A 25,931-nucleotide genomic window follows, 5' to 3' on the forward strand; every position below is an offset into this window, starting at 1 on the left:
TTGTAACGAGTTGGCATGTAAAAATTCCTTCCTTTTGAGAAGACGATTTATTCATTATACGCTCTCTTAAAAGTTGTCTCAGGAATCAGCTTACATCCAATATCATTGATAGAGGAATTGCTAACATATTTGGATAATCCTACTGAACTATTTTAGGTGGCATCAGTTCATACAGCCAAGTAAAGCCAATAAGGTATACCCTAGTGGCCAGATTGGTTTAGTCAAATAAAAATTTTAATTGGTTTCTCATAAGTGCATATAATTCCATTATCACTACTGTCCTGCTACAATGATGGTAAAGGTGGTGATGATTTGCGAGTTATATTTAAGGCTTTAATAGTAGTTGTTATTATCCTTGCATTTCCTTTGTCCATAGTTCTTGTCTTTAAAAATTGGTCAACGGCCATTGGCACTAGCACACCCATGCAATTAAAGTTTGATTGGTTGGATCAGTACGAACCGATATACCTTTTTTGGAGTGGGATAATTCTGGCGGCGGTGTTAATTGTTTTATTGATTATCACACTTTTTTGGCCACGGTCACAGTTATTATATCTTCATCAAAAGTCTGATGGTCAAGTTACCATCAGTAAGAAAGCTATTGAGCATTTTGCTCTTTCAGCACTTCAACATGAACCCTTTATTGGTAACCCCAAGGTATCAGCTAAGTTATCACGAAAAAGGATCACACTTAAAATATCGGGTGATCTACTAAATTCAGTCAATGCCAAGAAACAGACTGCAAATTTTCTCAATCAATTAAAAAAAGATTTGCGTATTTGTCTTGGAATTTCTGAACAGAAAAAAATAAAAATCCGACTCGTTGATTTCAATGAGTCGGACGCTAATGTGCATCAATCTCGAGTTGTCTAGGAGGTGATAACGTGACCGAACTCATTAAAGACTATTTTTGGCCACTAATTGGTGGAATTATAGGATTGCTCTTAGCGGTCCTTATCATCACTTTTGGATTTTTCAAGACGCTTTTTGTTTTGATTTTTATGGCAATCGGGATTAGCGCGGGTTATTGTATTCAAAAAACTGGTATCTTAACAAATGTTTTTAAATAACTGTTTGAATTATAAGGAGGAAAAATTATGCAGAATGGAACACCAAGTGAAAAAACAACAACTAACGAAAAGTCTGGTGTTAAAGGCAATTTAACATTTGATGATAAGGTTATTCAAAAAATCATTGGTATCTCACTTTCTGAAGTAGATGGCTTATTAACCGTAGATGGCGGCTTTTTCGCAAATGTTGCTGAAAAACTAGTTAATACTTCCGATGTCACATCAGGAATTGATGTAGAGGTTGGAAAAAAGCAGGTTGCAGTGGATCTAGACATTGTTGCTGAATACGGCATTGATATTTCTAAACTGTATGACAAGATCAAAAATGTTATCGTTCGGGAAGTAAAGAATATGACCGACTTAGAAGTAATTGAGGTAAATGTGAATGTTGTTGATGTCAAGACAAAGGAGCAACATGAAAAAGATTCGACTTCTCTGCAAGATCGCGTGAGCGATGCTACAGATAAAACGAAGGAAGCCTTTAGTAAGGGCGCAAATAAATCGAAGGAAACATTAAGTGACAGCGTTGATAAAGTAACGTCTGACAATAAATCTAGTCGTGTTAACTAAGGGAGTGAGTAAATATGGGACTTATTTGGTCATTAATCGTCGGGGCAATCATTGGTGCCATTGCTGGCGCAATCACTAACCGTGGTGCTGCTATGGGCTGGATTGCAAACATCGTAGCTGGTTTGATTGGTGCATGGATTGGCCAAGGGCTCCTTGGCACTTGGGGCCCTTCATTAGCTGGCATGGCATTGATACCATCGATCATCGGGGCAATTATTTTAGTTCTGATTGTTTCATTAGTTGTTGGTCGAACCGGTAAAAAGTAAGGGGGAATTTTATGGACGTTTTGAAAAGTGTATTTAAGTTTATGATCGCTTCTACGCTCATTGTAGGTGGTGTTCTCATCGGCGGCACCGTCTTGGCTGCTAAGAAGGTAGATGGCATTGGTGATACGTTGCAACAAAAATTACATGGATAATTAGCCAAATTATCTATATTAGTCATCTTAGAACGTAAATAATTTGACAATTAAAGGTCAGTTAATCAATATTTCAATTGTTATGATAACCTTTTATAAATATAGATGGGAATTTTTTTGATAATTGGCAGATTGTAAAATTTAAGTTGAACATTTAAGTGGACAGAAAAACCCATCAAGGTCTTTAATGGTGTTACCACAACATTCCATTAGAAAGAAGGACCTTAATGGGCACCACTATTTTATCATTCCAGAACCGTGTTGTCATTGAAACGCTTCATAATGAAGGACGTTCCTTGCGATACATCGCTAACTACTTAGGATTTAGTAAGACCACCATTTTTAACGAACTTCACCGGCTAAATAGTGAGTACCAGGCTGAGCTAGCGCAAACTGACTTTGAACGCAAGGTTAGTCAACGGGGGCGGAAGTCTTCGCTCACTAAAAACCTTAAACACTTGATCGAGGAAAAGATTCAAGTCCAGAAGTGGTCCCCTGAACAAGTTGCCCATGTAGTTGGGATTGCCTACAAGACGGTCTATAACTGGATTGATCAAGGATGGCTTGATGTACAGTTGTCCGATTTGCCTGATCATGGAATTCGTCGTCATCGTGCTAAAGAAAAGCGTGGTACGTTCAGTCACGGCCACTCAATTGAGGAGCGTCCTCATAAAGTCGAAACTCGCCAGGAATTCGGCCACTTTGAAGCTGATACCGTACTTTCTGGCAAACGTAAAGGTCAAGCTGTGGCTACTTTTGTGGAGCGTAAGAGTCGCCTGACAATTGTTAAACGGCTCCATGGTCGCGATAGTCGGTCCATGACTCAAGCCGTACTTGAACTAGCTAGTCAACTTCAAGGCAAGCTCAAGACGCTTACCGTAGACCATGGTAAAGAGTTCGCTAACTATCAGACAATTGAGCGGCGAACTGGTACACAGGTTTATTTTGCCCATGCCTATTCACCACATGAACGAGGCAGTAATGAAAATCGCAACCGAGTACTACGCCGCTTCATTCCCAAAGGTCAACCGATTGATGAGATTACCGATGATGAATTGATTCAAATTAACTGGTATTTGAATTGCCGACCACTCAAATGTTTAAATTGGCGAACACCGATTGAGATCTTTTTGCGTAATCTGCGTTACTAAATTTGTTCAAGTTATTTCTTGCAATCTGCCAATTAATAAAAGCGGCTCTACACTAAATCTTGTTGATGGATTACCATAGTGGTGATTCGTTGACAGGATTTTTTGGTTTTGAGGGCGACGAATTGTCAAATCAAGCGCAACTTTGTCCCGAAGAAAACTTCAAATGGACTCTTCCAGCCTAAGACCTTACGTGGTCGGTGATTTAAATCCCTGACAAACTTGTCGATATCTTGATCAGTTAGTTGGTCTAGGTCGGTTCCTTTGGGGAAATACTCACGGATAAGCCCGTTGGTATTCTCATTGGTTCCCCGTTGTTGGGGCGCATGGGGATCGGGAAAATAGACTGGAATGCTTAGTTCTTGGCTAACTTCACGGTATCCTGCGAATTCAGTTCCACGGTCCGGCGTAAGCGTCCGAACGCGTTTAGGCGTTACGGTATGCAGGAGGTCAATCATCGCTTGTGTGACGTTCTTGGCGTTTACTTTGAGAACGCGCTGAGATAATAAATACCGAGATTTACGGTCCACTAAGGTTACCAGGGCTGAACGCCCGGTTTTACCGCGAATTGTATCACCTTCCCAATGACCAAACCGGCTTCGATTCTCACATGAAACCGGGCGTTCATGAACGGAAGGGACGTCGTTAAATCGTCCTCGACGTTCCTTAATGGTTCCCTTGACCTTTCGGGTTTTACCACGGTGACGGAGCTTACGGGCAAAGCCACGAGCCCCGTGACTCTTACGTTTGATGCCTAAATTATCGCGTTCAATCCCACGATAAATGGTGTTATAACTGATACGCCATTCGCTGTTTTCGTGGGCTAAACGACCTGAAATCTGTTCCGGGGACCACTGACGTTGAACAATACAGTGAAGGATAAAATCCCGTAACTTCAAGTTAGTTAGAAGCCTAGGACGTCGGCTTTTTAGTCGACGTCCCTGATAGTTCTCTTGGGCCTTGACGGCTGAGTAAGCCTTACGACCGCCATTGCGTTTGATCTCGCACGATACGGTGGCTTTAGAACACCCAACCCTCTGCGCAATAACTTGATAGGTGTCCTTCAAAGTGACGCCTAATAGTATGCATTCTCGGTCTTTTAAGGTAAGATGGTTGTACGAACTCATAGCCTAAGATCTCCTTTAGATGTTTGTTGTGGTGACTTCATTTTACAGGACTCAGGCTATGAGTTCTTTTTTATTTTCTTCTTACTTGTTGCACTTCAATTGTAAATTCGTCGCACAAAAAAAGGCCCCACCAGCCTTAAAATTCTGATCATTAACTACCACGCAAATTCCAGAAAGTAAGAGGTGTGACCTTATGACTGATTATATTAAAAATATCCTTCAAATTAAAGACCCCAATCTTCATTTCACAGACGTTGTCTTTGAAAATAATGACGGATGGGAGACGCAGGTCTTCATTGGGACGGTCTCGCTTAAATTGGATCGGTGCCCACATTGCGGCTTTGCGGATACCTTCATTAAGAATGGCCATTCTTACCAAACCATTAAGTACCTCTCAATTAACGAAAGTTGTCCCACTATGTTGCGGATCGGTAAGCAACGCCTGAGATGTAAGAATTGCCAAGATTCGTTCATGGCGAAGACCAACGTCGTTGATAAATACTGTTCCATTGCCAAAGCAGTTAAACACAAGGCACTTACGATGCTTGAAAGTAATGTCTCTCAAAAGGACGTGTCTAAGTTTACCGGTGTGTCACCTAGTACCATTGGCCGACTCCTAGACAGTGATCAAGCGCTCCTTCGCTTTAATAGTCGCACTTTACCCACTAATATTGCCATTGATGAGTTCCGTGGTCCGCAGGGGAAGTATTGCTTCATTATCGTTGATAATGATACCTCACAAATCTACCAAATTCTCCCTGATCGGCTTAAGAGTAGTATTACGCATTACTTTGATCGATTCTCGCTAAAAGAGCGCAAACGAGTCAAATCAGTCTCGACAGACTTAAACAGTTACTATCAAGGCCTTGTACGCCGCTACTTCCCAAACGCAAAGCTGGTTGTGGATCGATTCCACATCGTTTCAATGCTTACGCGGGCGTTTAACCAAGTCCGGGTCGCAGTAATGAAGCAATTCGACCCTAATACGCGTGAGTATCGGGCATTGAAGAATTCGTGGCGACTGTACTTACTTAAAAGCACATCGCTTAACTACACTAAGGAGTACTATGATCGCCACTTACGACAAAAGGTAACGATGGCCGAACGGGTGGGAATTGGCCTGGACCTTGATCCCCAGTTAGCGGCCGGTTATGAACTCTTACAGGGCGCCATGACCGCTCTTGAAGAGCACGATGTTGACCAATTAATGGACGTCTTGTTCACCAAATGGGACGTGCCAGCGCCGTTCCAAACAGTTCTTAAGACCCTCCGTAAGAACAGCGAAGGAGTGTACAACGCAACCGTATTACCGTACTCCAACGGTCGGGTTGAGGGGATCAACCGCATGATCAAGTTAATTCAACGGACGGCATATGGCTTTACTAACTTTGGTCATTTCATCGCCCGGATCCGATTGCATCAAATGGGAACGGAAGCTGAAAAAAGGCGGCGCCAGGTGCAAGCACCGGCCGCCGCCTAAAATGACCCATCAACAGGATTTGACAAAGAGCCAAAAAAACCTCCAATTCTGCGGTAAAGCCCACCTGTGTTTCCACAAACGAACTTCGACCAGAATTAGAGGGAACCCCATATTATACATTCTAGCGATAGAGCTCTAGCTTTACCGACTTGTAAGATATTAATGACATTATAGCATAGTTAGGGGCGAGTAGTGTGGTATTATTTAGGGTAACAAGAACGGAGGGATTGGCATGCAAGCAGGAAGAACGGTTCACTTGATGGGGACGGTGATTACGTTGGTGATCAACGGTGGCCCCAACGCCGGGACCCTCGCCGACCAGGTGGTTGAACAATTAAGGGCGGCGGAGCACCGTTTTTCGGCCAACGATGAGTCGGCGGACCTGATGAAGATCAACGCGAGTGCTGGGCAGGGGCCAGTCGAAGCGGCGCCGGACCTTTATCAATTAATTAAGCTTGGCGTCCACTACAGCAAGTACCCCGGGGGCAACCTCAACGTGGCGATTGGCCCCCTGGTCAAGCTATGGCACATCGGCTTTCAAGACGCCCGGGTGCCCAGCCAAGCGGAGATTGACCGGGCCCTTGCTTTGACCGACCCGCGCCAAATCACCCTGGACGACGTTACCCACTCGGTCAGCCTCAACCGACCGGGCATGGAGATTGACTTAGGGGCGTTGGCCAAGGGTTTTATCGGGGACCAGGTGATCGCCTGGCTCAAGGAACAGGGGGTCGAATCGGCCCTGTTAAACCTCGGTGGGTCAACGGTGATTGGCCTGGGCGGTAACCCGGAGAATGAAGACGGGATGTGGCACGTCGGGATTCAAAACCCGGCTGACCCGGCCCAAGCTTACGGCCAGGTAGTTTCGATCAAGGACCAGGCCCTGACCACTTCGGGAGTCGCCGAGCGCAAGTTGACCACCAACGGGAAAACCTACCATCACATCCTAAACCCCCAGACCGGCTACCCGGACGAGACGACGGTGGTGTCAATGTCCTTGGTGACGCCGACCGCCTTTTTAGGGGAACTGTGGACGACGATGCTGTTTGGCAAAACCAAGGAGCAGATCGCCGCTGTCGTCAAAACCCTCGAGCAGACCGTCGGGGTGTTGATTGAAGACGACGGCACCGTTATTCAGTTGCGGTAAGGGGAAGAGAGTGGGAAATAACCTCCTTGGCAGGTCGTATGACTAAGCTAGGGCGAACGGTTGGTGCGGTACGCACCGTTCTTCGGCACTAGGCCTGCGGTTATTTACCACATTTTCTGTCTAACATTTGAGTATACAGTAAGAGGCTGGAAAAGCAGATTTTCCAGCCTCTTTTATTTTAGTTGGTTAAGGGATTTCCCTCCTACTTGCTTTTAACGGCGCTGACCTGGGGCAGGCTCGCGACGAAGTCTAAGTAGGCGGCCTGCTCGCCGGTTTCGGTCACGGTGACGTCTGCATCGGTGACCTGGGCGTCGTGGAGGGCGGCCTCGTGGACTTCAATTTGGTGGGTGAAAGTGGCGTTACCGATTAAGTCAATCGTGTAACGGGCGTCATGGTGGTGGAGGATCGTCTTGACCATGCCACCGGGGTTGTAAACGGTGATCGGGGTCTCAAAGCCAGCCTGGTCGGGGTGGGTTAGCGCGAAGGCCAGGGTCGTCGCCGACATCCCGGTCCCGCAGGCGTTGGTGAAGCCGACCCCGCGCTCATAGGTCCGGACGAAGAGTTCGTTGGGACCGAGGATGTGGGCGAAGTTGATGTTGACCCCGTCTGCAAAGTAGGGGTTCTCCCCGTTGAGGCGTTGGCCCAGTTCCCCCAATACCGGCCCGGCGAGTTCTTCGTCGCTGACAAAGGCGATCAGGTGGGGATTGGGCACCGCCAGGGCGGAGAAGCGCCAGCCGGGCACAAACTCTGGCACCAGGGTGTCTAAAAGCCGTTCGTGGCCAACCTGGTCAAAGGGAAGGGCCTCTTTGTTAAAACGGACCGGTGAAATTTCGACGGCGTAGCCCGGCACGCCGGGGAAGAAGTCGTCGTGGTAGGCCACGGTCAGGTCGGCCTTCATCGTTTCGACTTGGAAGCGGGTCTGGTTGGTTTTTTCGGCCAGGTAGCGGGCGACGGTGCGCAGGCCGTTGCCACACATAGAGGCTTCAGATCCGTCGGCGTTGATCACCCGCATTTGGCCGCTGGCGGCCGGGTTGTTGCTGTCGTTAACCACGAGCAAGCCATCGGCCCCACCTAAAATTCCGGTAGCTGGATCGCATAATTGAAGGCCCAGCGCTCTTAGTTCCGGGTCGGAAAGCGGGCGGGCAAGGGTGGTTTGGTCGAGTAAGAAGAATTGGTTTTGTGATCCGTGAACCTTTAGTAACTGTGCCATGGTTTCCTCCTGTTAGTGAATAAAGAAGCGGTCGTAGATGGCCTTGACGGTTTTGTCGGCGTCCTTGGCCCGGGTGCCGATCATAATTGAGATTTGGGAAGCCCCCTGGTTGATCATCGGCACTTCGACGTGGGCTTCTGCTAGGGGCGCCAAGACGTCCTCAATCACGCCGAGGCTGGTCCGCATTCCTTCGCCCACGATCATCGTGATGGCGTAATCGGGGATCCATTTGAGTTGGTCGGGGTTAATTTCGCATTGGATCTCGTTGCAGACCAAATCGATTTGCTCGTCGGAAATTTGGTTGCGGTTGATGATCACGGTCACGTCGTCGATTCCGGATGGCATGTGCTCGTAAGAAATCCCGTGGCGCTGCAAGATCGAAAGCAAGCGGAGGGTGAAGCCATTTTCCTTGTTGATCAAGTACTTGTGCAGATAGAGGGCGGCAAAGTGGGCGCCCCCAGCGATCCCGGTGATGATGTCCTCTGGCTTAAAGCCCTTTTCCGGTACGATCATCGTTCCCGGCTTTTGCGGGGCGTTGGTGTTTTTAACGTTAATCGGCACCTGGCCTTGAATTGCCGGAATCAAGGCCTCGTCTTGAAAGACCGAAAAGCCGGCGTAGGAAAGTTCCCGCATCTCCCGGTAGGTCATCTGACGAATTGGCTGCGGGTTGTCCACGATGTTGGGGTTAGCGGTGTAAATGGCGTCCACGTCGGTAAAGTTTTCGTATAAGCGGGCCCGCAGACCGCAAGCTAGGATCGCCCCGGTCGTGTCGGAACCGCCGCGGGCAAAGGTCGCAATCCGGCCGGCCGGCGTGAAGCCGAAAAAGCCTGGGAAGACGAGGCGCTGGTTGGAATCGTACTTAAAGGCGTGCAAGTTGCCGTAAGTGTGTGGACTAACGGTAGCGTCGTTGGGCGTCCCGGTCACCTCAAGGCCACACTCGCTGGGGTCAACGAAGCGGGCGGGCATCCCCACGTGGGTCAGCACCAACGCCATTAAGCGGGCGTTGAGGCGCTCACCGTGGGCCTTGAAGGCGGCCATTAGGTAATCTTGGTTGGGATAGTCTTGCTTGGGTAAGTCCTCTAGGGCCGCTTGCAGCGGGGTGAGGGCCACGGCGGGTAAACCGAAGTGAGTCGCGATTTCCGAATAGCGGCCGAGGATTTCCTTAACGGTGGCCGTGGCGTCTTCGCCTTGGCAAACCTGGTTAGCGTAACGAATCAAAAGGTCGGTTACCTTAATGTCGCCCTGAAACCGTTTCCCCGGGGCGGAGGTGACAATCACCGTCCGTTCGGGATCGTCTTGAATAATCTTAACGACCTTTTCGTAGGCCGCTCCGTCGGCGAGGGAGGTTCCCCCAAATTTTACAACCTTCATAAAAATACTCCTTTTGCCAGTTTAGGGCGTTGATTTTTAATTGGATTTTAACACGGCTCCTAATTGACGCAAGTCCTAAATCTTTTTGCAATCTTCGCTAATACGGCTTTAGGCGCGGTTTATCAAGGGGTGAAAGTACTTATGGATGAGAATAAAATTAAAAAACCTTGACGGCAGGGGTAAATAATTATAAACTACCAATAAATTGAAGAGGCGCAACCAACATGAGTAGCTACCAAGAGCCGGGTCAGGCAAGGAGGGGGAGTGAAAGGGGCGGTTGCCGAAGCACGGGGAAGTGACCGTTCCCTGGGGCTGGGGCGTGGCTTAAGAGGCTGCGGACTGTCGCGGGACAATGAGAGCCTGCGGTGCGCTATCAATTACGGCTGAATAAACCACCCTGGGTGGTTGAGCTCTGGATGCGCACCGCACCCAGAGCCTTTTTTCATACCGATAAAGAAACGGGGAACTAAGATGAATTCACAGATTGAACCAGAACAGATTAACGATCAGGGGCACCTAACGATTGGCGGCGTTGACAGCCTTGAATTAGCGGCCAAGTACCAAACGCCCCTGGTCGTGTACGACGTAGCGGCGATTCGCCATCAAATCCGCGCCTTTAAAAAGGTCTTTGCCAAAAACCAGGTGGCAGCGGAGGTCTCTTACGCCAGCAAGGCCTTTAGCGCCATCGCCATTTACCAGGTGGTGGCCCAAGAGGATGGCCACATTGACGTGGTCTCCGGTGGCGAATTAACAACGGCCATCAAGGCGCACTTCCCGATGGAAAAGGTTAGTTTCCACGGTAACAACAAGTCTAAAGAAGAGCTGGAATTGGCCGTCCAAAACGGGGTCGGGATGATCATCATCGATAACTTCCACGAGATCGACTTGCTGGGCGAGGTCTTAGATGAACAAGACGCCACCGCGACCGTTAGCCTGCGGATCACCCCCGGGATTGCCGCCCACACCAATGAGTACATTCAAACCGGCCAGGTAGATTCCAAGTTTGGCTTTGACCTGGAATCGGGGCAAGCGGACCGGGCCCTAGAAGAGGTCTTGGCCAACCCCCGGCTCAAGGTGGTCGGCCTCCACGCCCACATCGGCTCCCAAATCTTTGAGGTCGTGGGCTTTGAAGGGGTGGCCAAGAAGTTAGTGGACGTCGCCGAGCACTGGCACGAGGAGTTTGGCTTTCAAACGCGGGTCTTAAACGTCGGCGGTGGCTTTGGAATCCGCTACGTTCAAGAAGACCAACCGCTCCCGCCGGAAGAATTTGTCGATGCAATCATCAAGGCCGTTAAAAAGGAGGTCGCCAAAAAGGGCCTGTCAATGCCGGCGATTTGGATTGAGCCGGGGCGCTCGATCGTTGGACCGGCCGGCTACAGCCTGTACACGGTTGGTTCACGAAAAGACCTCCCGGGCTACCAGCCCTTCGTGACCGTTGACGGTGGGATGGGGGACAACATCCGCCCGGCCCTTTACCAGGCCGCTTACGAAACGGTGTACGCTAAAGACCCCCGTCAAAAACCGGAAGAGACCGTCAGGATTGCCGGTAAGTATTGCGAATCCGGCGACATCTTAGCAAGGGATCAGGCCCTCCCTAAAACCAAGCCGGGCGACCTCTTGGTAATGCTAGACACCGGAGCGTACGGGTACGCGATGGCCTCTAACTACAACCGGAACCCCCGCCCGGCGGTGGTCTTCGTTGAAAACGGCCACGCTCAACTGGTCATCCAACGCGAAAGCTGGGCGGATACCTGCCGGCTCGACTTACCGCTCGCAAGTGAAGATAAATAATAGGAAGAAAAAGGAGAAATTCACATGGCACAATTAGACGCGCAAGCAATCATTAACTACATCGGTACCGCGCCCAAGAAGACCCCCGTTAAGGTCTACGTTAAGGGGACTGACTTAAAAGCACTTACGTTTCCCGCTGAAGTGGAGGCCTTCGTGGAACAAACTACCGGGGTCCTGTTTGGCGACTGGCAGGTCTTAAAGCCCTTCTTAGCCGAGCACGAAGCGGACTTTGCGGCGGTCCGGGTGGAAAATGCGGCCCGTAATTCCGCCGTACCGTTGCTGGACCTAAAGGAAGTTAACGCCCGGATTGAACCGGGGGCCACGATTCGCGACCAGGTTTTAATTGGCGATAACGCGGTCATCATGATGGGCGCCGTCATCAACATCGGGGCCGAAATCGGGGAGGGAACCATGATCGACATGGGGGCAATCCTCGGTGGCCGCGCCCTGGTCGGTAAGCACTGCCACATCGGTGCCGGAACCGTTTTGGCGGGGGTGGTTGAACCGGCGTCGGCCGAACCAGTCCGGATTGATGACGACGTGCTGATCGGGGCCAACGCGGTCGTGATCGAAGGAGTTCACGTCGGGGAAGGGGCCGTGGTGGCCGCCGGGGCGGTCGTGACCCAAGACGTAGCGCCGCACACGGTGGTGGCCGGGGTGCCCGCCCGCTACATTAAGGACGTTGACGAACAGACCGATTCCAAGACCGGGCTGGAAGACGATTTGAGGAAGCTCTAATGTTAGGCACGGAGGAGTTAATTCAGATTCGCCGCCACTTACACCAGATTCCCGAACTAGCCCTACAGGAAACTGAGACTCACGCCTACCTAATGGAGGTGATCGGGAAGATGGAGCAAGATCACCTGGAAATCTTGGAACCGGAGGACTTACCGACCGCCATTTTGGTCCGGGTGAACGGTACGGCGCCCGTCCGAACGATTGGTTACCGCACCGATATTGACGCCCTACCGGTTCAAGAGGAGACCGGCTTACCCTACGCCTCTACCCACTCCGGGGTGATGCACGCCTGCGGCCACGACGTCCACATGACCGTGGCGCTGGGGGTCTTGGACTACTTTGCCAGCCACCAACCCAAGGATAACCTGCTCTTTTTCTTCCAACCGGCCGAAGAGAGTGAGGCGGGGGGCCAGCGGGCCTATGAGCTGGGGCTATTTGAAGGTAAGTGGCGCCCCGACGAATTTTACGGTCTGCACGATAACCCGGCTTTGAAAACCGGGGTGATTGGCTGCCGGCTGGGGACCCTGTTTGCCGGGACGACCGAAGTTGACATTGACGTCCTAGGTAAGGACGGCCACGCCGCCTTCCCCCAGGAGGCCAACGACGCGGTGGTGGCCGCCGCGGCCCTAATCATGCAGGTGCAAACGATTATCTCTCGTTCGATTAACCCGGTCGAAGCCGGGGTGATCACCCTGGGTAAGTTAGAGGCCGGAACCATCCGCAACGTAATTGCCGGCCACGCCCGGATCGAAGGGACGATCCGCGGGTTGACCCAGGAAATGATCGAAACGATTGACCGACGCCTGCAAGACGTCTGTGAGGGGATTGCCAAGAGTTTTGGCGTCACGGTCAACTTGACCCTGAACCAGGGCGGTTACCTGCCGGTTGAAAACGACCCCGCCCTGACCAAACGTTTCATTAACTTCATGCAAAACAACCCGGCCGTTGACTACGTGGAAACGGCGCCGGCGATGACCGGGGAGGATTTTGGCTACTTGTTGTCCAAGTTTCCCGGGACGATGTTTTGGCTGGGGGTTGAAGACGATGCCCAGCTTCACCAAGCTACTCTGACCCCCAATGAAGGGGCGATTCAAAAGGGAATTGATGCGCTAACCAGCTTTATCACCTACCGCAGCCAAGCAGAGGAGGACTAATCATGACAGAACTTACCAACGCCGATCTTTTAACCGCCATCGTTACCCCGTTTACCGACGAGGGGACGATTGACTACCCGGCCCTGGACCAATTAACTGAGCACCTGTTGCAGGCCGGTAACAACGGTTTCGTCGTCGGGGGGACAACCGGGGAGACGCCAACCCTGTCCCACGACGAAAAGATTGAACTCTACACCCACTTCGGTCGGTTGATTGCCGGTCGGGTACCGGTGATTGCCGGGACCGGGTCTAACAACACGGCCGAAACGATCGCCTTCACCAACGAGGTGGCCCAAATCGAGGGGATTGACTACGCTCTAGTGGTGGTGCCACCGTACAACAAGCCCAACCAACGGGGAATGTTAGCCCACTTCACGGCCGTTGCCGACGCGGTCGAATTGCCACTGATCATTTACAACATTCCGGGGCGGACCGGGGTCAAGATGGAAACTTCAACCGTCTTAACCCTGGCTGAACACCCCAACATCGCCGGGATCAAGCAGTGTGCCAGCCTGGAAGAATTCCAGACCCTGGTGGAAAACCGGCCGGCCGGCTTTGCCGTTTACACCGGTGAAGACGCCCAGGCCCTGACCACTAAGGTACTAGGGGGGGACGGGGTTATCTCCGTGGCCGCCCACAACTATGCGCCGCAGATGCGGGCCATGTACGACGCCCTTAGTGCGGGTAACTACCAAGTGGCCGCTAAGCTCCAACGCTGGTTGACCCCGCGGATGGCGGCCCTGTTCATGTTCCCGTCGCCTTCCCCGGTCAAGGCCGTTTTGGCGGCCCAGGGGTTGGCCACCGACCACTGCCGCCTGCCGATTTGCGACCTGACCGGAGAAGAAAAGGAGCAATTGGCAACCGCCCTGGGGTTACCTAGCGACGCCTTGGCGGGTCAATTACCAACCGACTTAGGGGAGGGACTGACCAATGACTAAAGTATTAATTGCCGGTTTTGCTGGGGCGATGGGCCAACAGGCCGTCACATTAGTAAAATCGCTCCCCGGCTTTGAATTGAGCGCCGTGGTTGGGCACCACTTGACCGACCTGGATCCGACAAGCTACGGCCTTGAAAATTCAACGACCGTTTACGCCGACCGCGAGCAGGTTGAAACGGGGGCGGCCGACATCTGGTTGGATTTTACGGTGCCAGCGGCGGTGTTTGAAAACGTCTCGTACGCCCTGCGCCACGGGATGGCCCCGGTGGTGGGGACGACCGGGCTGAGTGACGAACAGGTCGAAGAACTACAGCAACTGGCCAAGCAAAACGGGCTGGGGGGCTTGATTGCACCCAACTTCGGGATGTCGGCGGTCCTCTTGATGAAGTTTGCCAAGGAAGCCGCCGCCTACTTCCCAGAAGTCGAAATCATCGAAATGCACCACGAAGACAAAAAGGATGCCCCGTCCGGGACGGCGCTGGCGACCGCCAAGCTGATTAGCGAAAACCGACCGGCCCACGAAACGGCGCCGGACTCAACCGAAAGCCTGCCGGGGGCCCGTGGCGGCGATTACCAAGGAATTAAGCTCCACGCGGTCCGCTTGCCGGGCTACGTGGCCCACGAACAGGTCTTGTTTGGGGGCAGTGGCGAAGCCTTAACCATTCGCCAAGACTCCTTTGATCGCTCGTCGTTTATGAGCGGGGTCAAGGTGGGTTTGGAAAAGGTCGGCACCCTGACGGAATTGGTCGTCGGTTTAGAAAACGTCTTGTAAACGAGTGAAAAGAGAGGAACAGAGATGCCAGAAGTGATTCAAGAACTAACCGGGTTGCAAAATCAAAAGCTCACCCAGGTGCCACCGTCGGCAATTCGGGCCTTTGACAACGAGATTTCCGCCGTCGACGGGATCATCAAGCTAACCCTGGGGGAACCGGACTTTGCCACCCCCGAACACGTCAAGGAGGCTGCCATCAAGAGCATCCAAGACGACGATTCTCACTACGCCCCTTCAGCCGGCAAGCCGGAATTGCGCCAGGCAATTGCCAAGGTGTTAAAAAAGACCCGTGGCGTGGACTACGACTGGGCGAGTGAGGTAACGGTCACCGTGGGGGCAACGGAGGCGTTGACGGCGACGACCTTTGGCCTCTTGAATCCCGGCGATAAGGTTTTGGTCCCGACCCCGGTCTTTTCCCTTTACTTTCCGATCATTTCCTTAACGGGGGCAATCCCGGTGATGGTGAACACGGCCGACGATGGCTTTGTTTTAACCCCACAGCGGCTAGAGACGGTCTTAAAAGAGGAAGGGTCGGCCGTCAAGGCGATCCTCTTAAACTACCCGTCTAACCCAACCGGACGCTCGTACGGGGCGGAATTGATTGACCAGTTGGCCAAGGTCTTACAAGAACACCACCTCTTGGTGATTGCCGATGAGATATACTCTGATTTGGTGTACGACCAGGAACACGCCTCCTTGGCCACCCGGCTGCCGGAACAAACGATTCTGATTTCCGGTTTATCTAAGTCCCACGCCATGACCGGCTACCGGCTTGGTTACCTGGCGGGCCCGGCCAGCTTAATGGCCCCGATCACTAAGATGCACTCGTTTATGGTGACCTGCGTTAACGACGCCGCCCAGGCCGCCGCGGTCGAGGCCCTGGAAAACGGCCAAGACGACCCGCTTGAATTCCGTGAGGCCTACCGGCACCGGCGGGACTTGATGGTGAGCCGGATGCGTAAGATGGGATTTGAAATGGCCACCCCGCAGGGCGCCTTTTACGTTTTTGCTAAGATCCCGGCCGCCTTTGGTAGCGATGACTTTGCCTTTGCTAAGCGCCTAGCCAAGGAAGGGCGGTTCGGCCTAATCCCCGGCTCCGTCTTTGGTGACGGGGGTGAAGGTTACGTTCGCTTATCATACGCCGCTGCTGATGAAAAGATTGAAGAGGCGATGAACCGCCTCGAAGCATTTGTTCAAACGATTAACTAAGGGAGGAAGATACTATGTCAAAGGAATACACGGTCGCAATTTTAGGAGCCACGGGGGCGGTTGGGAACCGCATGATCCAACAACTAGAACAATCATCGATCCCGGTCAAGGAGCTGCACTTACTCGCTTCGGCCCGGTCGGCGGGGAAGACCCTGACCTTCCGGGGTCAGGAGGTGGAGGTTGAAGAAACCACCCCGGACTCCTTTGAAGGGGTCGACCTGGTGCTTTCTTCTGCCGGGGGGAGCACCTCCAAGAAGTTCTTGCCCGAAGCCGTCAAGCGCGGGGCGGTCTGCGTTGATAACACTTCGGCTTACCGGATGGATCCGGACGTGCCGTTGGTGGTACCGGAAGTCAACCCGGAGGCCTTAGATAACCACCACGGCATCATCGCCAACCCGAACTGCTCAACGATTCAAATGGTGGTGGCTCTGGAGCCGATCCGTCAGGCCTTTGGGCTCAAGCAAGTGATCGTGTCTACCTACCAGGCCGCTTCCGGGGCCGGTCAGTCGGCACTCAATGAATTCTACCAACAAGCGCAAGACTACCTGGCTGGTAAGAAAATGACGGCTGAGATTTTACCGACCAAGGGCGACAAGCGCCACTACCCGTTGGCCTTTAACCTCCTACCGCAAATCGACGTCCTGGAAGACTCCGGCTACTCCCACGAAGAATGGAAGATGATCCACGAAACCAAGAAGATCATGGTCGGGGACATGGACGCGGCTGAGCCAAAGGTGACGGCCACTTGCGTCCGGGTACCGGTGGGGATTTCCCACGGGGAATCGGTCTACTTTGAAGTCGAAGACCAAAGCGCCACGGCTGATCAAATTAAGGAACTGCTGCAAAACGCGCCGGGCGTTGTGCTCCAAGACGACCTTGCTAACCAGGTTTACCCACAGCCACTGACCGCAGAGGGGAAGCGCGACGTCTTCGTTGGCCGGGTCCGTCCCGATTACGAAAACAAGGGCGCCTTTAACATGTGGATCGTGGCCGATAACCTCTTGAAGGGGGCGGCGTGGAACGCGGTCCAAAACGCCGAATGCTTAGTTGAACGGGGCTTAATCTAATAGTAGCTTGATAAGTCAACTGGGGCGGGAGAAGCAATTTTCCCGCCCCTTTTTATGGTCTTTGATCGCGGCGGTCAATTGACGTTGGCCGGGTAAATGAGTAATAATAGGGGCTAAAAGAAGGGCGGTCCGGTCGTGGTTGAAATCAAAAATCATCAGTTATCCTTTCCCAAGTTGTTAACGCTGGGCTTTTTAATTGTGATCTTGGTGGGGACGGGGCTGTTGATGTTGCCCTTGGCCACCCGGGGAGCGCGGGCTCCATTTATTACGGCCCTGTTCACGTCGACGAGCGCCACTTGCGTTACCGGCCTCTCCTTGGTTGACACCGCTAGCTTTTGGTCGCCCTTTGGTCAAGCGGTGATTGCCGTCCTAATGGAAGTCGGGGGGCTGGGCTTTATGACCTTTACCGTCATGGCGTCGATGCTGATTCGGCGCCGGATGAAGATGTCAACGCGCCTGTTGGCCCAAGAAGCCCTCAACTTAGACCACCTTTCGCAATTGAAGGTGGTAGGGTTGATCATCCGCTTGTCGGTATTGATTCAAGTGGTCGGCGCCCTGCTCTTGTGGTGTGACTTAGGGCCCCGCTACGGATTATTGAAGGGGCTTTGGTACAGCGTTTTTCACGCCATCGCCGCCTTTTGTAACGCCGGGTTCGACCTCTTTGGTAACTCGCTAGCCAACTTCCGCCAGGATCCCTACTTGCTAACGGTGGTCGCCCTGTTAATTATCGCCGGCTCGTTTGGCTTCTTGGTCTGGGATGACCTGTTGACCTTCCGGCGCCACCGCCAAATGTCTTTGCACACCCAGTTGGCCCTGCGCACCGGGGCGGTCATCATGGTGGGGTCCGTGATCGTCTACTTAATTACGGAACGCAACCTCCACCAGTTCGCCGGCCAAATGGATGGCTTTAACCGCTTTGTCAACACGGTGTTCATGGCGATCACCCCGCGGACGGCCGGGTTAACGACCTTTTCGTACACCCAACTGTCGGCAGCCGGCTTGGCCTTCACCGTTTTGCTGATGTTTATCGGGGGGACGCCAGGTTCGACGGCCGGCGGGATCAAGACCACCACGGTGGGGCTCTTGGCCCTCCAGACACTCGCGACCCTGCGTGGGCGCCGCGACACCACCTTAGCCCACCGCCGTTTTGCTCAGGAAAACGTCTTCCGGGCCCTGACCCTGGTCTTTATCTCCTTAGTGATCCTATCCGGGGCAATTTTCCTGCTGGCCGAAACCCAGCCCTTGCCGAGCCACGATGCTCTGTCTTTAGTCACCTTTGAGGCGGTGTCGGCCTTTGGGACGACCGGGATCTCGGTGGGAATGGCGAGCCAGTTTAACTTTTTAGGCAAAATGATTTTGATCGCCCTGATGTTCATCGGGCGGGTGGGAATTTACACGGTGATGTTCTCGATCTTTAACGCCCAGCCCCACCGTCAAACGTATCGGTACCCAGAGGAGCGTGTTCTAATTGGATAAAACAGAAAGCTTTGCCGTGATCGGCATTGGCCAGTTTGGCTCGGCGCTGTGCGAGGCCCTGGTCGAAGCGGGGCAAGAAGTCCTAGCCATTGATTCTAACGAAGAAGTAATCAATGACTTAGCCGGCTCGGTAATGCGGGCGGTGATTGCCGACGCCCAAGACGAAGAGGCCTTAAAGGACCTTTCAATCGGCACCTTTGACCACGTGTACGTTTCGATTGGCAAGGACATTGAAGCCTCGATCATGGCGACCCTAATCGCTAAGGACCTGGGGGCAAAAGACGTTATCTGCCGGGCGGAGAACCGTAACCACGCCCGGGTTTTACAGCGGGTCGGCGCCGACCTGGTCGTTCGTCCCGAGCACGATTTGGCCAAGCGCTTGATCTTTGCTAAGCTCAACCCGTCCCTGATCGATTACGTTCACATCAGCGACGACACAACGATTGCCGAGGTAACCGTTGTCAACCCCCGCTTCTTTAACAAGACACTCAGCGAGCTGGACTTTCGGAATCGTTACCAAGTCAACGTGATCGCCATCGTCACTAAAGACGACCAGGCCAACACACTGCCGGCTGGTGAAGACCGGGTTGAAAAGGGCAACCGGATTACCGTCCTGGGTAAAACGGAAAACATACAACATTTAAACGAAATTATTGGTGAAGGGTAGGAAATTTAATGGATGCACAGAACTTATCAAAGCGCTTAGCCGCCGTGGCAGCACAAGTTCCCAAGGGGAGCCGTCTGGCCGACATTGGGTCCGATCACGCGTACTTGCCAGCCCATTTGTTGATGGCTCAGCAAATCGATTTTGCCGTCGCCGGGGAAGTAGTCGAAGGACCCTTTGAAAACATGCTAAAAGAAGTGGAGCACCGCGGCCTAGCTGACCACTTGCTTCCCCGCCTCGCCAACGGCCTGGACGCAATTCGAAAAGAAGACCGGATTGACACGATTACGATTGCCGGGATGGGGGGGACTTTGATCACCAAGATCTTGGACGCCGGCCAGGAGAAGTTGGAAGGGGTCAAGCGCTTGATCCTCCAGCCAAACGTTGGCGAAGAGGGGTTGCGCCTTTGGTTGGCTAAGCACCACTTTGAAATTATCCACGAAGAGATCCTAGAAGAAGATGACCACGTTTACGAAATCATCGTGGCCACCCCGACGCCTAACCCGGTGGCCTACAACCAACGCGAGGCCCTGTTTGGTCCCCTGTTAATTCAAGCGGGGGGGCCGGTCTTCGTTAAAAAGTGGCAAAAGGAACTAGCCCGGGATCAGTACGCCATCGAGCAAATGCGCGGGGCCAAGGAGGTTCCGGCCGACCGTTTGGCCGCTTACGAAGCCCGGGTGGCGCTAATAAAGGGGGTTTTAGAAGATGACTAAGGGAACCGAAATCATTGCCCGCTTTGAGCGCTTTGCCAGCCCACAACTGGCCGAAAGTTGGGATCATAGTGGCCTGCAAATTGGTAACCCTGATCAACCGGTGCACAAAGTGATGACCACCCTCGACGTTCGGCCGGCAGTCGTCGACGAAGCAATTGACCAGGGGGTGGACTTCATCTTTGCCCACCACCCGGTCATGTTTAAGCCGGCCAAGGACTTAGATACCCGGAACCCACAAAACGCCATGTACGCTAAGCTCTTAGCCCATCAAATTACGGTTTACGCCGCCCACACCAACCTCGATACCGTCAACGGGGGCATGAATGACTGGCTCGCCGATCAGTTGGGGTTAAATAACACGACCCCCCTGGTGGAGGCCGGCTACGACCCCATTACCGGTCAACCAGTTGGGATGGGCCGGATCGGTGACCTTAAGGAGTCGCTTAGCGTCAGTGACTTTGCTAAGCACTGCCTAACCAGTTTTGGGGTGACCGGCTTACGGGTGGTTACGCCGACACCGGCCCCCGCGTCGATCAAACGGGTGGCAATTTTGGGGGGCTCGGGGAGTGAGTTTTACTTAAACGCCCAGCAAAAGGGCGCCCAAGCTTACGTGACCGGGGACGTTTCCTACCACACCGCCCACGATGCCCAGGCAAGCGGGGTGGTGTTAGTTGACCCCGGCCACCACATTGAAGCGGTCGCCATTGACCAATTGGCTAACTTGTTGCAAAATTGGCAACAAGAGCACCAGTGGTCAATCACGCTTTACCGCTCCCGAGTCAACACCGAGCCGTTTCAGTTTGTCACAAAGTAGTTAGAAGGGAAGCATCAAGATGACAGATTCAAAGTACCCAGGATTATTGGAACGTTTCATTAAGTACGCCAAGGTGGAAACCCGCTCAGACGACCAATCGAAAACGGTACCGTCTAGCCCTAAGGAAACGGCCTTTTTAAAGCAGCTAGCAGCCGAGCTGACGGAATTGGGGCTTGAAAACGTGCGGATTCACCCCCAAAACTCCTACCTGTTAGCCACCATCCCCGCCAACATCGACCGACCGGTGCCGGTGATGGGGCTCCTCGCCCACGTTGATACGGCGGACTTTAACGCCGAAAACGTTAACCCCCAGGTGGTGGAAGACTACGACGGCCAGAGTGACATTCCCCTGGGTGATTCGGGTTACAAGTTGACGATTGACGAATTTCCCTCCCTCAAGAAGTACGCCGGTCAAACCCTGGTGACCACCGACGGGACGACCCTGCTCGGGGCCGACGACAAGGCCGGGGTGGCCGAAATCATTACCCTGGCGGCCTACCTAAAGGAACACCCGGAAATTAAGCACGGTCAGATCCAAATCGGCTTGGGCCCGGACGAAGAAATCGGGACCGGGGCCGATCACTTCGACGTTAAAGACTTTGGTGCCGACTTTGCCTACACGATTGACGGCGGCCCGCTGGGGGAACTAGAGGACGAAACCTTCAACGCCGCTCAAGCCGAGATCGACATCCAGGGTAAGGACGTTCACACCGGCACGGCCAAGGACACGATGGTCAACGCCATTCAGGTGGGGATCGACTTACAAAACCAACTGCCGGTGCACGACCGGCCGGAAAAGACGGCCGACCGGGAGGGCTTTTACCACCTTTACAAGTTCGATGGCACGGTTGACCACGCCCGCTTAGTCTACCTGATTCGCGACCACGACAAGAAGCTCTTTGAGGCGCGCAAGGAGGCCTTACGGGCGATCGTGCGCGACCTAAACGCTAACCTTGGTGAGGACCGGATCAGCCTTAACTTGTACGATCAGTACTATAACTTAAAGGACGCCTTGAAGGGTCACGAAGACGTGGTTGAACTGGCCAAAAAGGCGATGGAAGACCTGGGCATCAAGCCCGACATTTACCCGGTGCGGGGCGGGACGGACGGCTCCACGATTTCTTACCTGGGCCTACCAACGCCAAACCTCTTTGCCGGGGGTGAAAACATGCACAGCCGCTTCGAATACGTTTCCGTCCAAACGATGGAAAAAGCGGTGGACGTCTTGTTGAAAATGATCGCCTTAAACGCCGAAGAATAAGGCCAACAAAAAAAGGGAACGAACTGGGCAGCACCCAAGTTCGTTCCCTTTTTGAGTTGATTGTTGACCGGCTAGTTAGTGTGGCGTGACGGGTCAGCGTGACTAGTCATCCAAGACATCACGTTAACGAAGATCAAGGCTACCACCCCACCAAGGATCGCTGCGGTGGTGAAGTTAGTGGTCGCCGATTCAAGTTGACCAGCGATGTAACCAATCACCAGCCCGAAGATGACGCCCCAAAAGACGGCCATTACATTTTGCATTACTAATTTCATGAAGTTCACCCCTTTAAAGTACACTGGTATTTTAGCACAAAATGAAGGGGGAGAACAGTGAAGTTATTAACTTGCCCTGTGGTAAGATAAGTAAGAAGAAAAGGAGGGGTTGAAATGGGCTTTGTACCCTTAGCCGTTAAGAGTATGTACTCCCTACTAGAGGCGCCGGTTCGCCCCGCGGAGCTGGTGGCGGTAGCTAAAGAGCGGGGCTACCAGGCGGTCGGCCTTGTTGATGCGCGGGTCTTGTACGGGGCGGTCAACTTCGTTCGCCGGGCCAACCAAGCCGGGCTACACCCGGTGATCGGCGTCAGCCTACCGCTCACCTTTGCGGAGGGAACCTTAGACGTCACCCTGCTGGCCAAGGGGGCGGTGGGCTACCAAAACCTAACCCGCCTCTCGACCAGGGCGATGACCGACCGGGCCAACCAACCACTAACCATCGAAGATTTACGGGAGGTTTCAGACGACCTGGTCGTGATCGTGGCCCCGCAGTTGATGTTATTGGGCGTTAGTGAGCAAACGTACGCCCAGCTCGGAGAAGTGGCCGACTACCTGGGGATTAACCTCGATTTCACGGCGGCCGAGCGCCAGGACTTACAAGCCGTCGCCGAGCGCTGTGGGCTGCCCCTAATTGCCTTCGAGCCGGTCGAGTACCTCAACGAGGATGATTACTTTGCCACCCAGGTCTTACGGGCAATCAAGGCCGGCCACACGATTGAAGACCCCCTCAAGGCCAGTCAGCGAACGGGTCGGCACTGGTTGCGGCCGGCTGAAGAGGTGGCGGCGGCCTACCGGGCGGCGGGGCTTGCGGAAGCAGCGGCCCAAACGGTGGCGGTGGCCGAACGGTGCCAGGTCCACTTTGCCGATCAAACGCCGGTCCTACCCGCTTTTCCGACTCCGGCCGGCCAGGGCGTGGCTGACTACCTACGCGAACTGTGTCAACGGGGGTTGGCTAAGCGAAAGTTGGCCGGTGATCCCGCCGAGTACCAGGCCCGCTTGGAGCATGAATTAACCGTCATTCACCAGATGGGCTTTGACAACTACTTTTTGATTGTCTGGGACTTGATGAACTTTGCGCACCAACACCAGATCCTGACCGGACCTGGCCGGGGGTCGGCGGCCGGGTCCTTGGTGGCTTACGCCCTGGCAATTACCGACGTCGACCCACTCCAATACGGGCTGTTGTTTGAACGGTTCTTGAACCCGGAGCGCGCCCAGATGCCAGATATCGATTTGGACCTGCCGGATAACCGGCGCGAGGAGGTCTTAAACTACCTCCACCACCACTACGGTCACGAACGAGTTGCCCAAATCATCACCTTCGGCAGCTTGGGGACCAAGCAAGTCCTGCGCGACGTCAGCCGGGTCTTTAACTTACCCAAGTATCAGGTCGACTCGCTCAGCCAGGTGATCGACCGGGTTAAGGGGCCCCACCAGACCCTCGCCGACCTGTTGGAAAGCGCCCAGCCGGTCCAAAACCTGGCCCGCGATTCCAAGCTCGTGGCCTGCCTGCTGGAAGTGGCGGCCAAGCTAGAGGGCTTACCCCGCCACGATTCGATTCACGCCGCCGGAGTTGTCTTGGCCGCCGAACCTTTGATCAAGACGGTGCCCCTGCAGGCCGGTAACGAGCCGGGGGCGATGCTCGTGACCCAGTTTGAAAAAGACACCGTCGAATCACTGGGGCTACTCAAAATTGACCTGCTGGGTTTGCGTAACTTAACGACGGTGGAAACGGCGCTTAACTTGATCCACCAGCACCAGCCGGACTTTGACCTCACCCACATTGCTTTAAATGACCGACCGACGCTGGCCCTTTTTGACCGCGGCCAGACCAGTGGGATCTTTCAGTTTGAATCAAGTGGGATCCGCCAAACCTTGGTCAACTTGCACCCGGATAACTTTGAAGAGATTGTCGCCGTCAACGCCCTTTACCGGCCGGGCCCAATGGACAACATCAACCACTTCATCGCCAGAAAGAAGGGCCAAGAGGCGGTTAACTTGCCGGCTAAGGAACTAGCCCCGATTCTTGCACCGACCTACGGAATCTTGGTTTACCAAGAACAGGTCATGCAGGTGGCGGCGGTGATGGGGGGCTTTAGCCTGGGCGAGGCCGACTTGTTACGCCGGGCGATGAGCAAAAAGAAACTAGCGACCATGGCGAGCATGAAGGAGGCCTTCTTAGCCGGGGCCAACAAGCGGGGCTACTCGAACGCCGTTGCCGAACAGGTCTTTGCCTACATCGACCAGTTTGCCAACTACGGTTTTAACCGCTCCCACGCGGTTGCCTATTCGAAGATGGCCTTTGAAATGGCCTACTTAAAGGTCCACTTCCCGGCCGAATTCCTAGCGGCCCTGATGGAAACCGACCCGGATACCAGTAAGGTCTGGGCCTACTTTAGCGAGGCTAAGCAACTAGGGATTACCACCCACGGACCGGCGATCAACCAGAGCCAAGAACGGGTGAGCCTAGTCGACCAGGAGTTGTGGCTGGGGTTAGACATGATTAAAGGCCTGCGCCGTGACTTTATTCGGGCAATCATTGAAGAACGCAACCAACACGGCCCCTACCAGGACTTGCCCGACCTGGTCAACCGCCTCGACGCCAAGTGGCACAAGGAAGCCCTCTTTGTACCCCTGATTGACGCGGGGGCCTTGGATCACCTTGGTTACAACCGAGCTGAGATGGCCGAGGGTTTAAAGGCGATTTTGGAGGGCGCCGAGTACGCCGGTTTGGGCTTGGGGATGGCACCCGTGGTTGCCCAACGCAATGAGTACCCGCTCGCCGTTCGCCTGGCCCGCGAACACGCGGTCCTCGGAACTTACCTTTCGGGGCACCCGGTTAGTCAGTACCAAGACCTCCGAACCAAGTTAAAGTTACCAACCGTGGCCCAGCTACGGCCTAACCAGCGGGTACGGTTGGTTTTAATGGTGACCCGAATGCGAAAGGTAACGACCAAGCGCGAGCACAAACCAATGGCCTTTTTAACCGCTAGTGACGAAACCGGGGCAGTTGAAGTGACGATCTTTAACCGCCTCTTCACCCAGCTCGAAGGTGAGTTAAGGGTCAACGGGATTTACTTGATTACGGCCAAGACCGAGCAACGAGAGGGCCAGGTCCAACTCTTAGCCGATCAAGTGACCGACGCCCAGGTGGTCAACCGGGAATTACACCCGGCCGACCACCGTTGGGTACTCCGCTTACCTAGTGGGGTTGCGCAGACCACGGTGACCGACGGGATCAAGGCCTTGGCTAAGGAACACGCCGGCAACGTCCCAGTGGTGATTTACGACCCGGTCACTCAAAAAGCCACTCAACTGCCCGGGCAACTGTGGTTAGCTAAGCAACGGGTGGTCCAAGAGGGTTTGATTAACCTGGTGGGGAGGAGCAATTTGGCCTTCCAAGCGTTAAGTTAGGTAAACCAAATCAAGAAACCGTTTACAGCGAAAAATGCCGGAAATATACAAGACACCCACCCCAAAAGGTGCTATGATAGGCAATGTGAAAAAAGGGACTAACTAGT

The 25,931-nt window shown here is 53.4% G+C and carries 25 protein-coding genes and 1 riboswitch; of the genes, 21 read left to right on the top strand and 4 right to left on the bottom strand.

What is annotated here, in order from left to right:
• The first annotated feature begins 312 nt into the window (after positions 1-312).
• From amaP to FG166_RS04620, 6 genes are all read left to right on the top strand, one after another.
• Positions 313-873, top strand: a complete 561-nt coding sequence (amaP, locus tag FG166_RS04595; protein WP_021349446.1) for an alkaline shock response membrane anchor protein AmaP — start codon at positions 313-315, stop codon at positions 871-873.
• 11 nt (positions 874-884) lie between these two features.
• A complete protein-coding gene (locus FG166_RS04600; protein ID WP_003681705.1) occupies positions 885-1,070 on the top strand; it encodes a DUF2273 domain-containing protein in 186 nt (61 codons plus the stop codon).
• Positions 1,071-1,097: 27 nt separating this feature from the next.
• A complete protein-coding gene (locus FG166_RS04605) occupies positions 1,098-1,640 on the top strand; it encodes an Asp23/Gls24 family envelope stress response protein (protein ID WP_003681703.1) in 543 nt (180 codons plus the stop codon).
• 14 nt (positions 1,641-1,654) lie between these two features.
• Positions 1,655-1,906: a GlsB/YeaQ/YmgE family stress response membrane protein gene (locus FG166_RS04610; RefSeq protein WP_003681701.1), complete on the top strand. Its 252-nt coding sequence runs from the start codon at positions 1,655-1,657 to the stop codon at positions 1,904-1,906.
• Positions 1,907-1,917: 11 nt separating this feature from the next.
• On the top strand, positions 1,918-2,058 hold the full coding sequence (locus FG166_RS04615) for a hypothetical protein (RefSeq protein ID WP_003681696.1): 141 nt from the start codon (positions 1,918-1,920) through the stop codon (positions 2,056-2,058).
• Between the two features lie 227 nt (positions 2,059-2,285).
• Positions 2,286-3,209: an IS30 family transposase gene (locus tag FG166_RS04620; protein ID WP_137876807.1), complete on the top strand. Its 924-nt coding sequence runs from the start codon at positions 2,286-2,288 to the stop codon at positions 3,207-3,209.
• Between the two features lie 125 nt (positions 3,210-3,334).
• Here the strand turns inward: FG166_RS04620 and FG166_RS04625 are convergent, their stop codons facing one another.
• On the bottom strand, positions 3,335-4,333 hold the full coding sequence (locus FG166_RS04625) for an IS30 family transposase (RefSeq protein WP_137876806.1): 999 nt from the start codon (positions 4,331-4,333) through the stop codon (positions 3,335-3,337).
• 193 nt (positions 4,334-4,526) lie between these two features.
• Here FG166_RS04625 and FG166_RS04630 point away from each other — a divergent pair, with 193 nt between their 5' ends.
• Together FG166_RS04630 and FG166_RS04635 are read left to right on the top strand one after the other, a co-directional pair.
• Positions 4,527-5,813 (top strand): ISL3 family transposase, encoded by a 1,287-nt coding sequence (locus FG166_RS04630; protein WP_178958864.1) that lies wholly within the window; start codon positions 4,527-4,529, stop codon positions 5,811-5,813.
• Between the two features lie 232 nt (positions 5,814-6,045).
• The gene (locus FG166_RS04635) at positions 6,046-6,957 is read left to right on the top strand and encodes an FAD:protein FMN transferase (protein WP_003683258.1); all 912 of its coding nucleotides are present in this window, start codon (positions 6,046-6,048) and stop codon (positions 6,955-6,957) included.
• Positions 6,958-7,159: 202 nt separating this feature from the next.
• Here FG166_RS04635 and dapF read toward each other — a convergent pair whose 3' ends face one another.
• Together dapF and FG166_RS04645 are read right to left on the bottom strand one after the other, a co-directional pair.
• The gene (dapF, locus tag FG166_RS04640; RefSeq protein WP_003683257.1) at positions 7,160-8,167 is read right to left on the bottom strand and encodes a diaminopimelate epimerase; all 1,008 of its coding nucleotides are present in this window, start codon (positions 8,165-8,167) and stop codon (positions 7,160-7,162) included.
• 12 nt (positions 8,168-8,179) lie between these two features.
• Positions 8,180-9,538 (bottom strand): aspartate kinase, encoded by a 1,359-nt coding sequence (locus tag FG166_RS04645; protein WP_003683256.1) that lies wholly within the window; start codon positions 9,536-9,538, stop codon positions 8,180-8,182.
• 200 nt (positions 9,539-9,738) lie between these two features.
• Positions 9,739-9,919: riboswitch (Lysine riboswitch) on the top strand.
• A 90-nt stretch (positions 9,920-10,009) separates the two neighbouring features.
• On the opposite strand from FG166_RS04645, the gene lysA reads away from it, so the two are divergent.
• The 12 genes from lysA (at position 10,010) to pepT (ending at position 22,135) form a co-directional block, all read left to right on the top strand.
• The gene (gene lysA / locus FG166_RS04650) at positions 10,010-11,329 is read left to right on the top strand and encodes a diaminopimelate decarboxylase (protein WP_003683241.1); all 1,320 of its coding nucleotides are present in this window, start codon (positions 10,010-10,012) and stop codon (positions 11,327-11,329) included.
• Between the two features lie 24 nt (positions 11,330-11,353).
• Positions 11,354-12,067 (top strand): 2,3,4,5-tetrahydropyridine-2,6-dicarboxylate N-acetyltransferase, encoded by a 714-nt coding sequence (gene dapD / locus FG166_RS04655; RefSeq protein WP_003683238.1) that lies wholly within the window; start codon positions 11,354-11,356, stop codon positions 12,065-12,067.
• Entirely contained in the window at positions 12,067-13,221 is a 1,155-nt protein-coding gene (locus FG166_RS04660; RefSeq protein ID WP_003683235.1) for an N-acetyldiaminopimelate deacetylase, read from the top strand. Before dapD ends, FG166_RS04660 begins: the two co-directional genes overlap by 1 nt.
• 2 nt (positions 13,222-13,223) lie before the next feature.
• A complete protein-coding gene (gene dapA, locus FG166_RS04665; RefSeq protein WP_003683233.1) occupies positions 13,224-14,159 on the top strand; it encodes a 4-hydroxy-tetrahydrodipicolinate synthase in 936 nt (311 codons plus the stop codon).
• The gene (dapB, locus tag FG166_RS04670; protein WP_003683232.1) at positions 14,152-14,931 is read left to right on the top strand and encodes a 4-hydroxy-tetrahydrodipicolinate reductase; all 780 of its coding nucleotides are present in this window, start codon (positions 14,152-14,154) and stop codon (positions 14,929-14,931) included. The genes dapA and dapB overlap by 8 nt, the downstream gene beginning before the upstream one ends.
• 24 nt (positions 14,932-14,955) lie before the next feature.
• Positions 14,956-16,140, top strand: coding sequence for an aminotransferase class I/II-fold pyridoxal phosphate-dependent enzyme (locus tag FG166_RS04675; protein WP_003683230.1), 1,185 nt, complete (start codon positions 14,956-14,958; stop codon positions 16,138-16,140).
• Positions 16,141-16,154: 14 nt separating this feature from the next.
• A complete protein-coding gene (locus tag FG166_RS04680; protein WP_003683228.1) occupies positions 16,155-17,207 on the top strand; it encodes an aspartate-semialdehyde dehydrogenase in 1,053 nt (350 codons plus the stop codon).
• Between the two features lie 135 nt (positions 17,208-17,342).
• Positions 17,343-18,683, top strand: a complete 1,341-nt coding sequence (locus tag FG166_RS04685) for a TrkH family potassium uptake protein (RefSeq protein ID WP_003683224.1) — start codon at positions 17,343-17,345, stop codon at positions 18,681-18,683.
• Positions 18,676-19,350 carry a potassium channel family protein gene (locus FG166_RS04690; RefSeq protein WP_003683222.1) on the top strand — a complete coding sequence of 225 codons (675 nt, stop codon included), beginning with the start codon at positions 18,676-18,678 and terminating at the stop codon, positions 19,348-19,350. Before FG166_RS04685 ends, FG166_RS04690 begins: the two co-directional genes overlap by 8 nt.
• Positions 19,351-19,358: 8 nt before the next feature.
• Positions 19,359-20,060, top strand: coding sequence for a tRNA (adenine(22)-N(1))-methyltransferase (locus FG166_RS04695; RefSeq protein ID WP_003683220.1), 702 nt, complete (start codon positions 19,359-19,361; stop codon positions 20,058-20,060).
• Positions 20,053-20,874: a Nif3-like dinuclear metal center hexameric protein gene (locus tag FG166_RS04700; RefSeq protein WP_003683218.1), complete on the top strand. Its 822-nt coding sequence runs from the start codon at positions 20,053-20,055 to the stop codon at positions 20,872-20,874. The genes FG166_RS04695 and FG166_RS04700 overlap by 8 nt, the downstream gene beginning before the upstream one ends.
• Before the next feature lie 19 nt (positions 20,875-20,893).
• Positions 20,894-22,135, top strand: coding sequence for a peptidase T (pepT, locus tag FG166_RS04705; RefSeq protein ID WP_003683215.1), 1,242 nt, complete (start codon positions 20,894-20,896; stop codon positions 22,133-22,135).
• A 71-nt stretch (positions 22,136-22,206) separates the two neighbouring features.
• Here the strand turns inward: pepT and FG166_RS04710 are convergent, their stop codons facing one another.
• Entirely contained in the window at positions 22,207-22,398 is a 192-nt protein-coding gene (locus FG166_RS04710) for a YjzD family protein (protein WP_262350941.1), read from the bottom strand.
• Positions 22,399-22,524: 126 nt separating this feature from the next.
• On the opposite strand from FG166_RS04710, the gene dnaE reads away from it, so the two are divergent.
• Positions 22,525-25,824, top strand: a complete 3,300-nt coding sequence (gene dnaE / locus FG166_RS04715) for a DNA polymerase III subunit alpha (protein WP_003683211.1) — start codon at positions 22,525-22,527, stop codon at positions 25,822-25,824.
• Positions 25,825-25,931: the final 107 nt, after the last annotated feature.

This window comes from Limosilactobacillus fermentum, from assembly GCF_013394085.1.
Classification (GTDB): domain Bacteria; phylum Bacillota; class Bacilli; order Lactobacillales; family Lactobacillaceae; genus Limosilactobacillus; species Limosilactobacillus fermentum.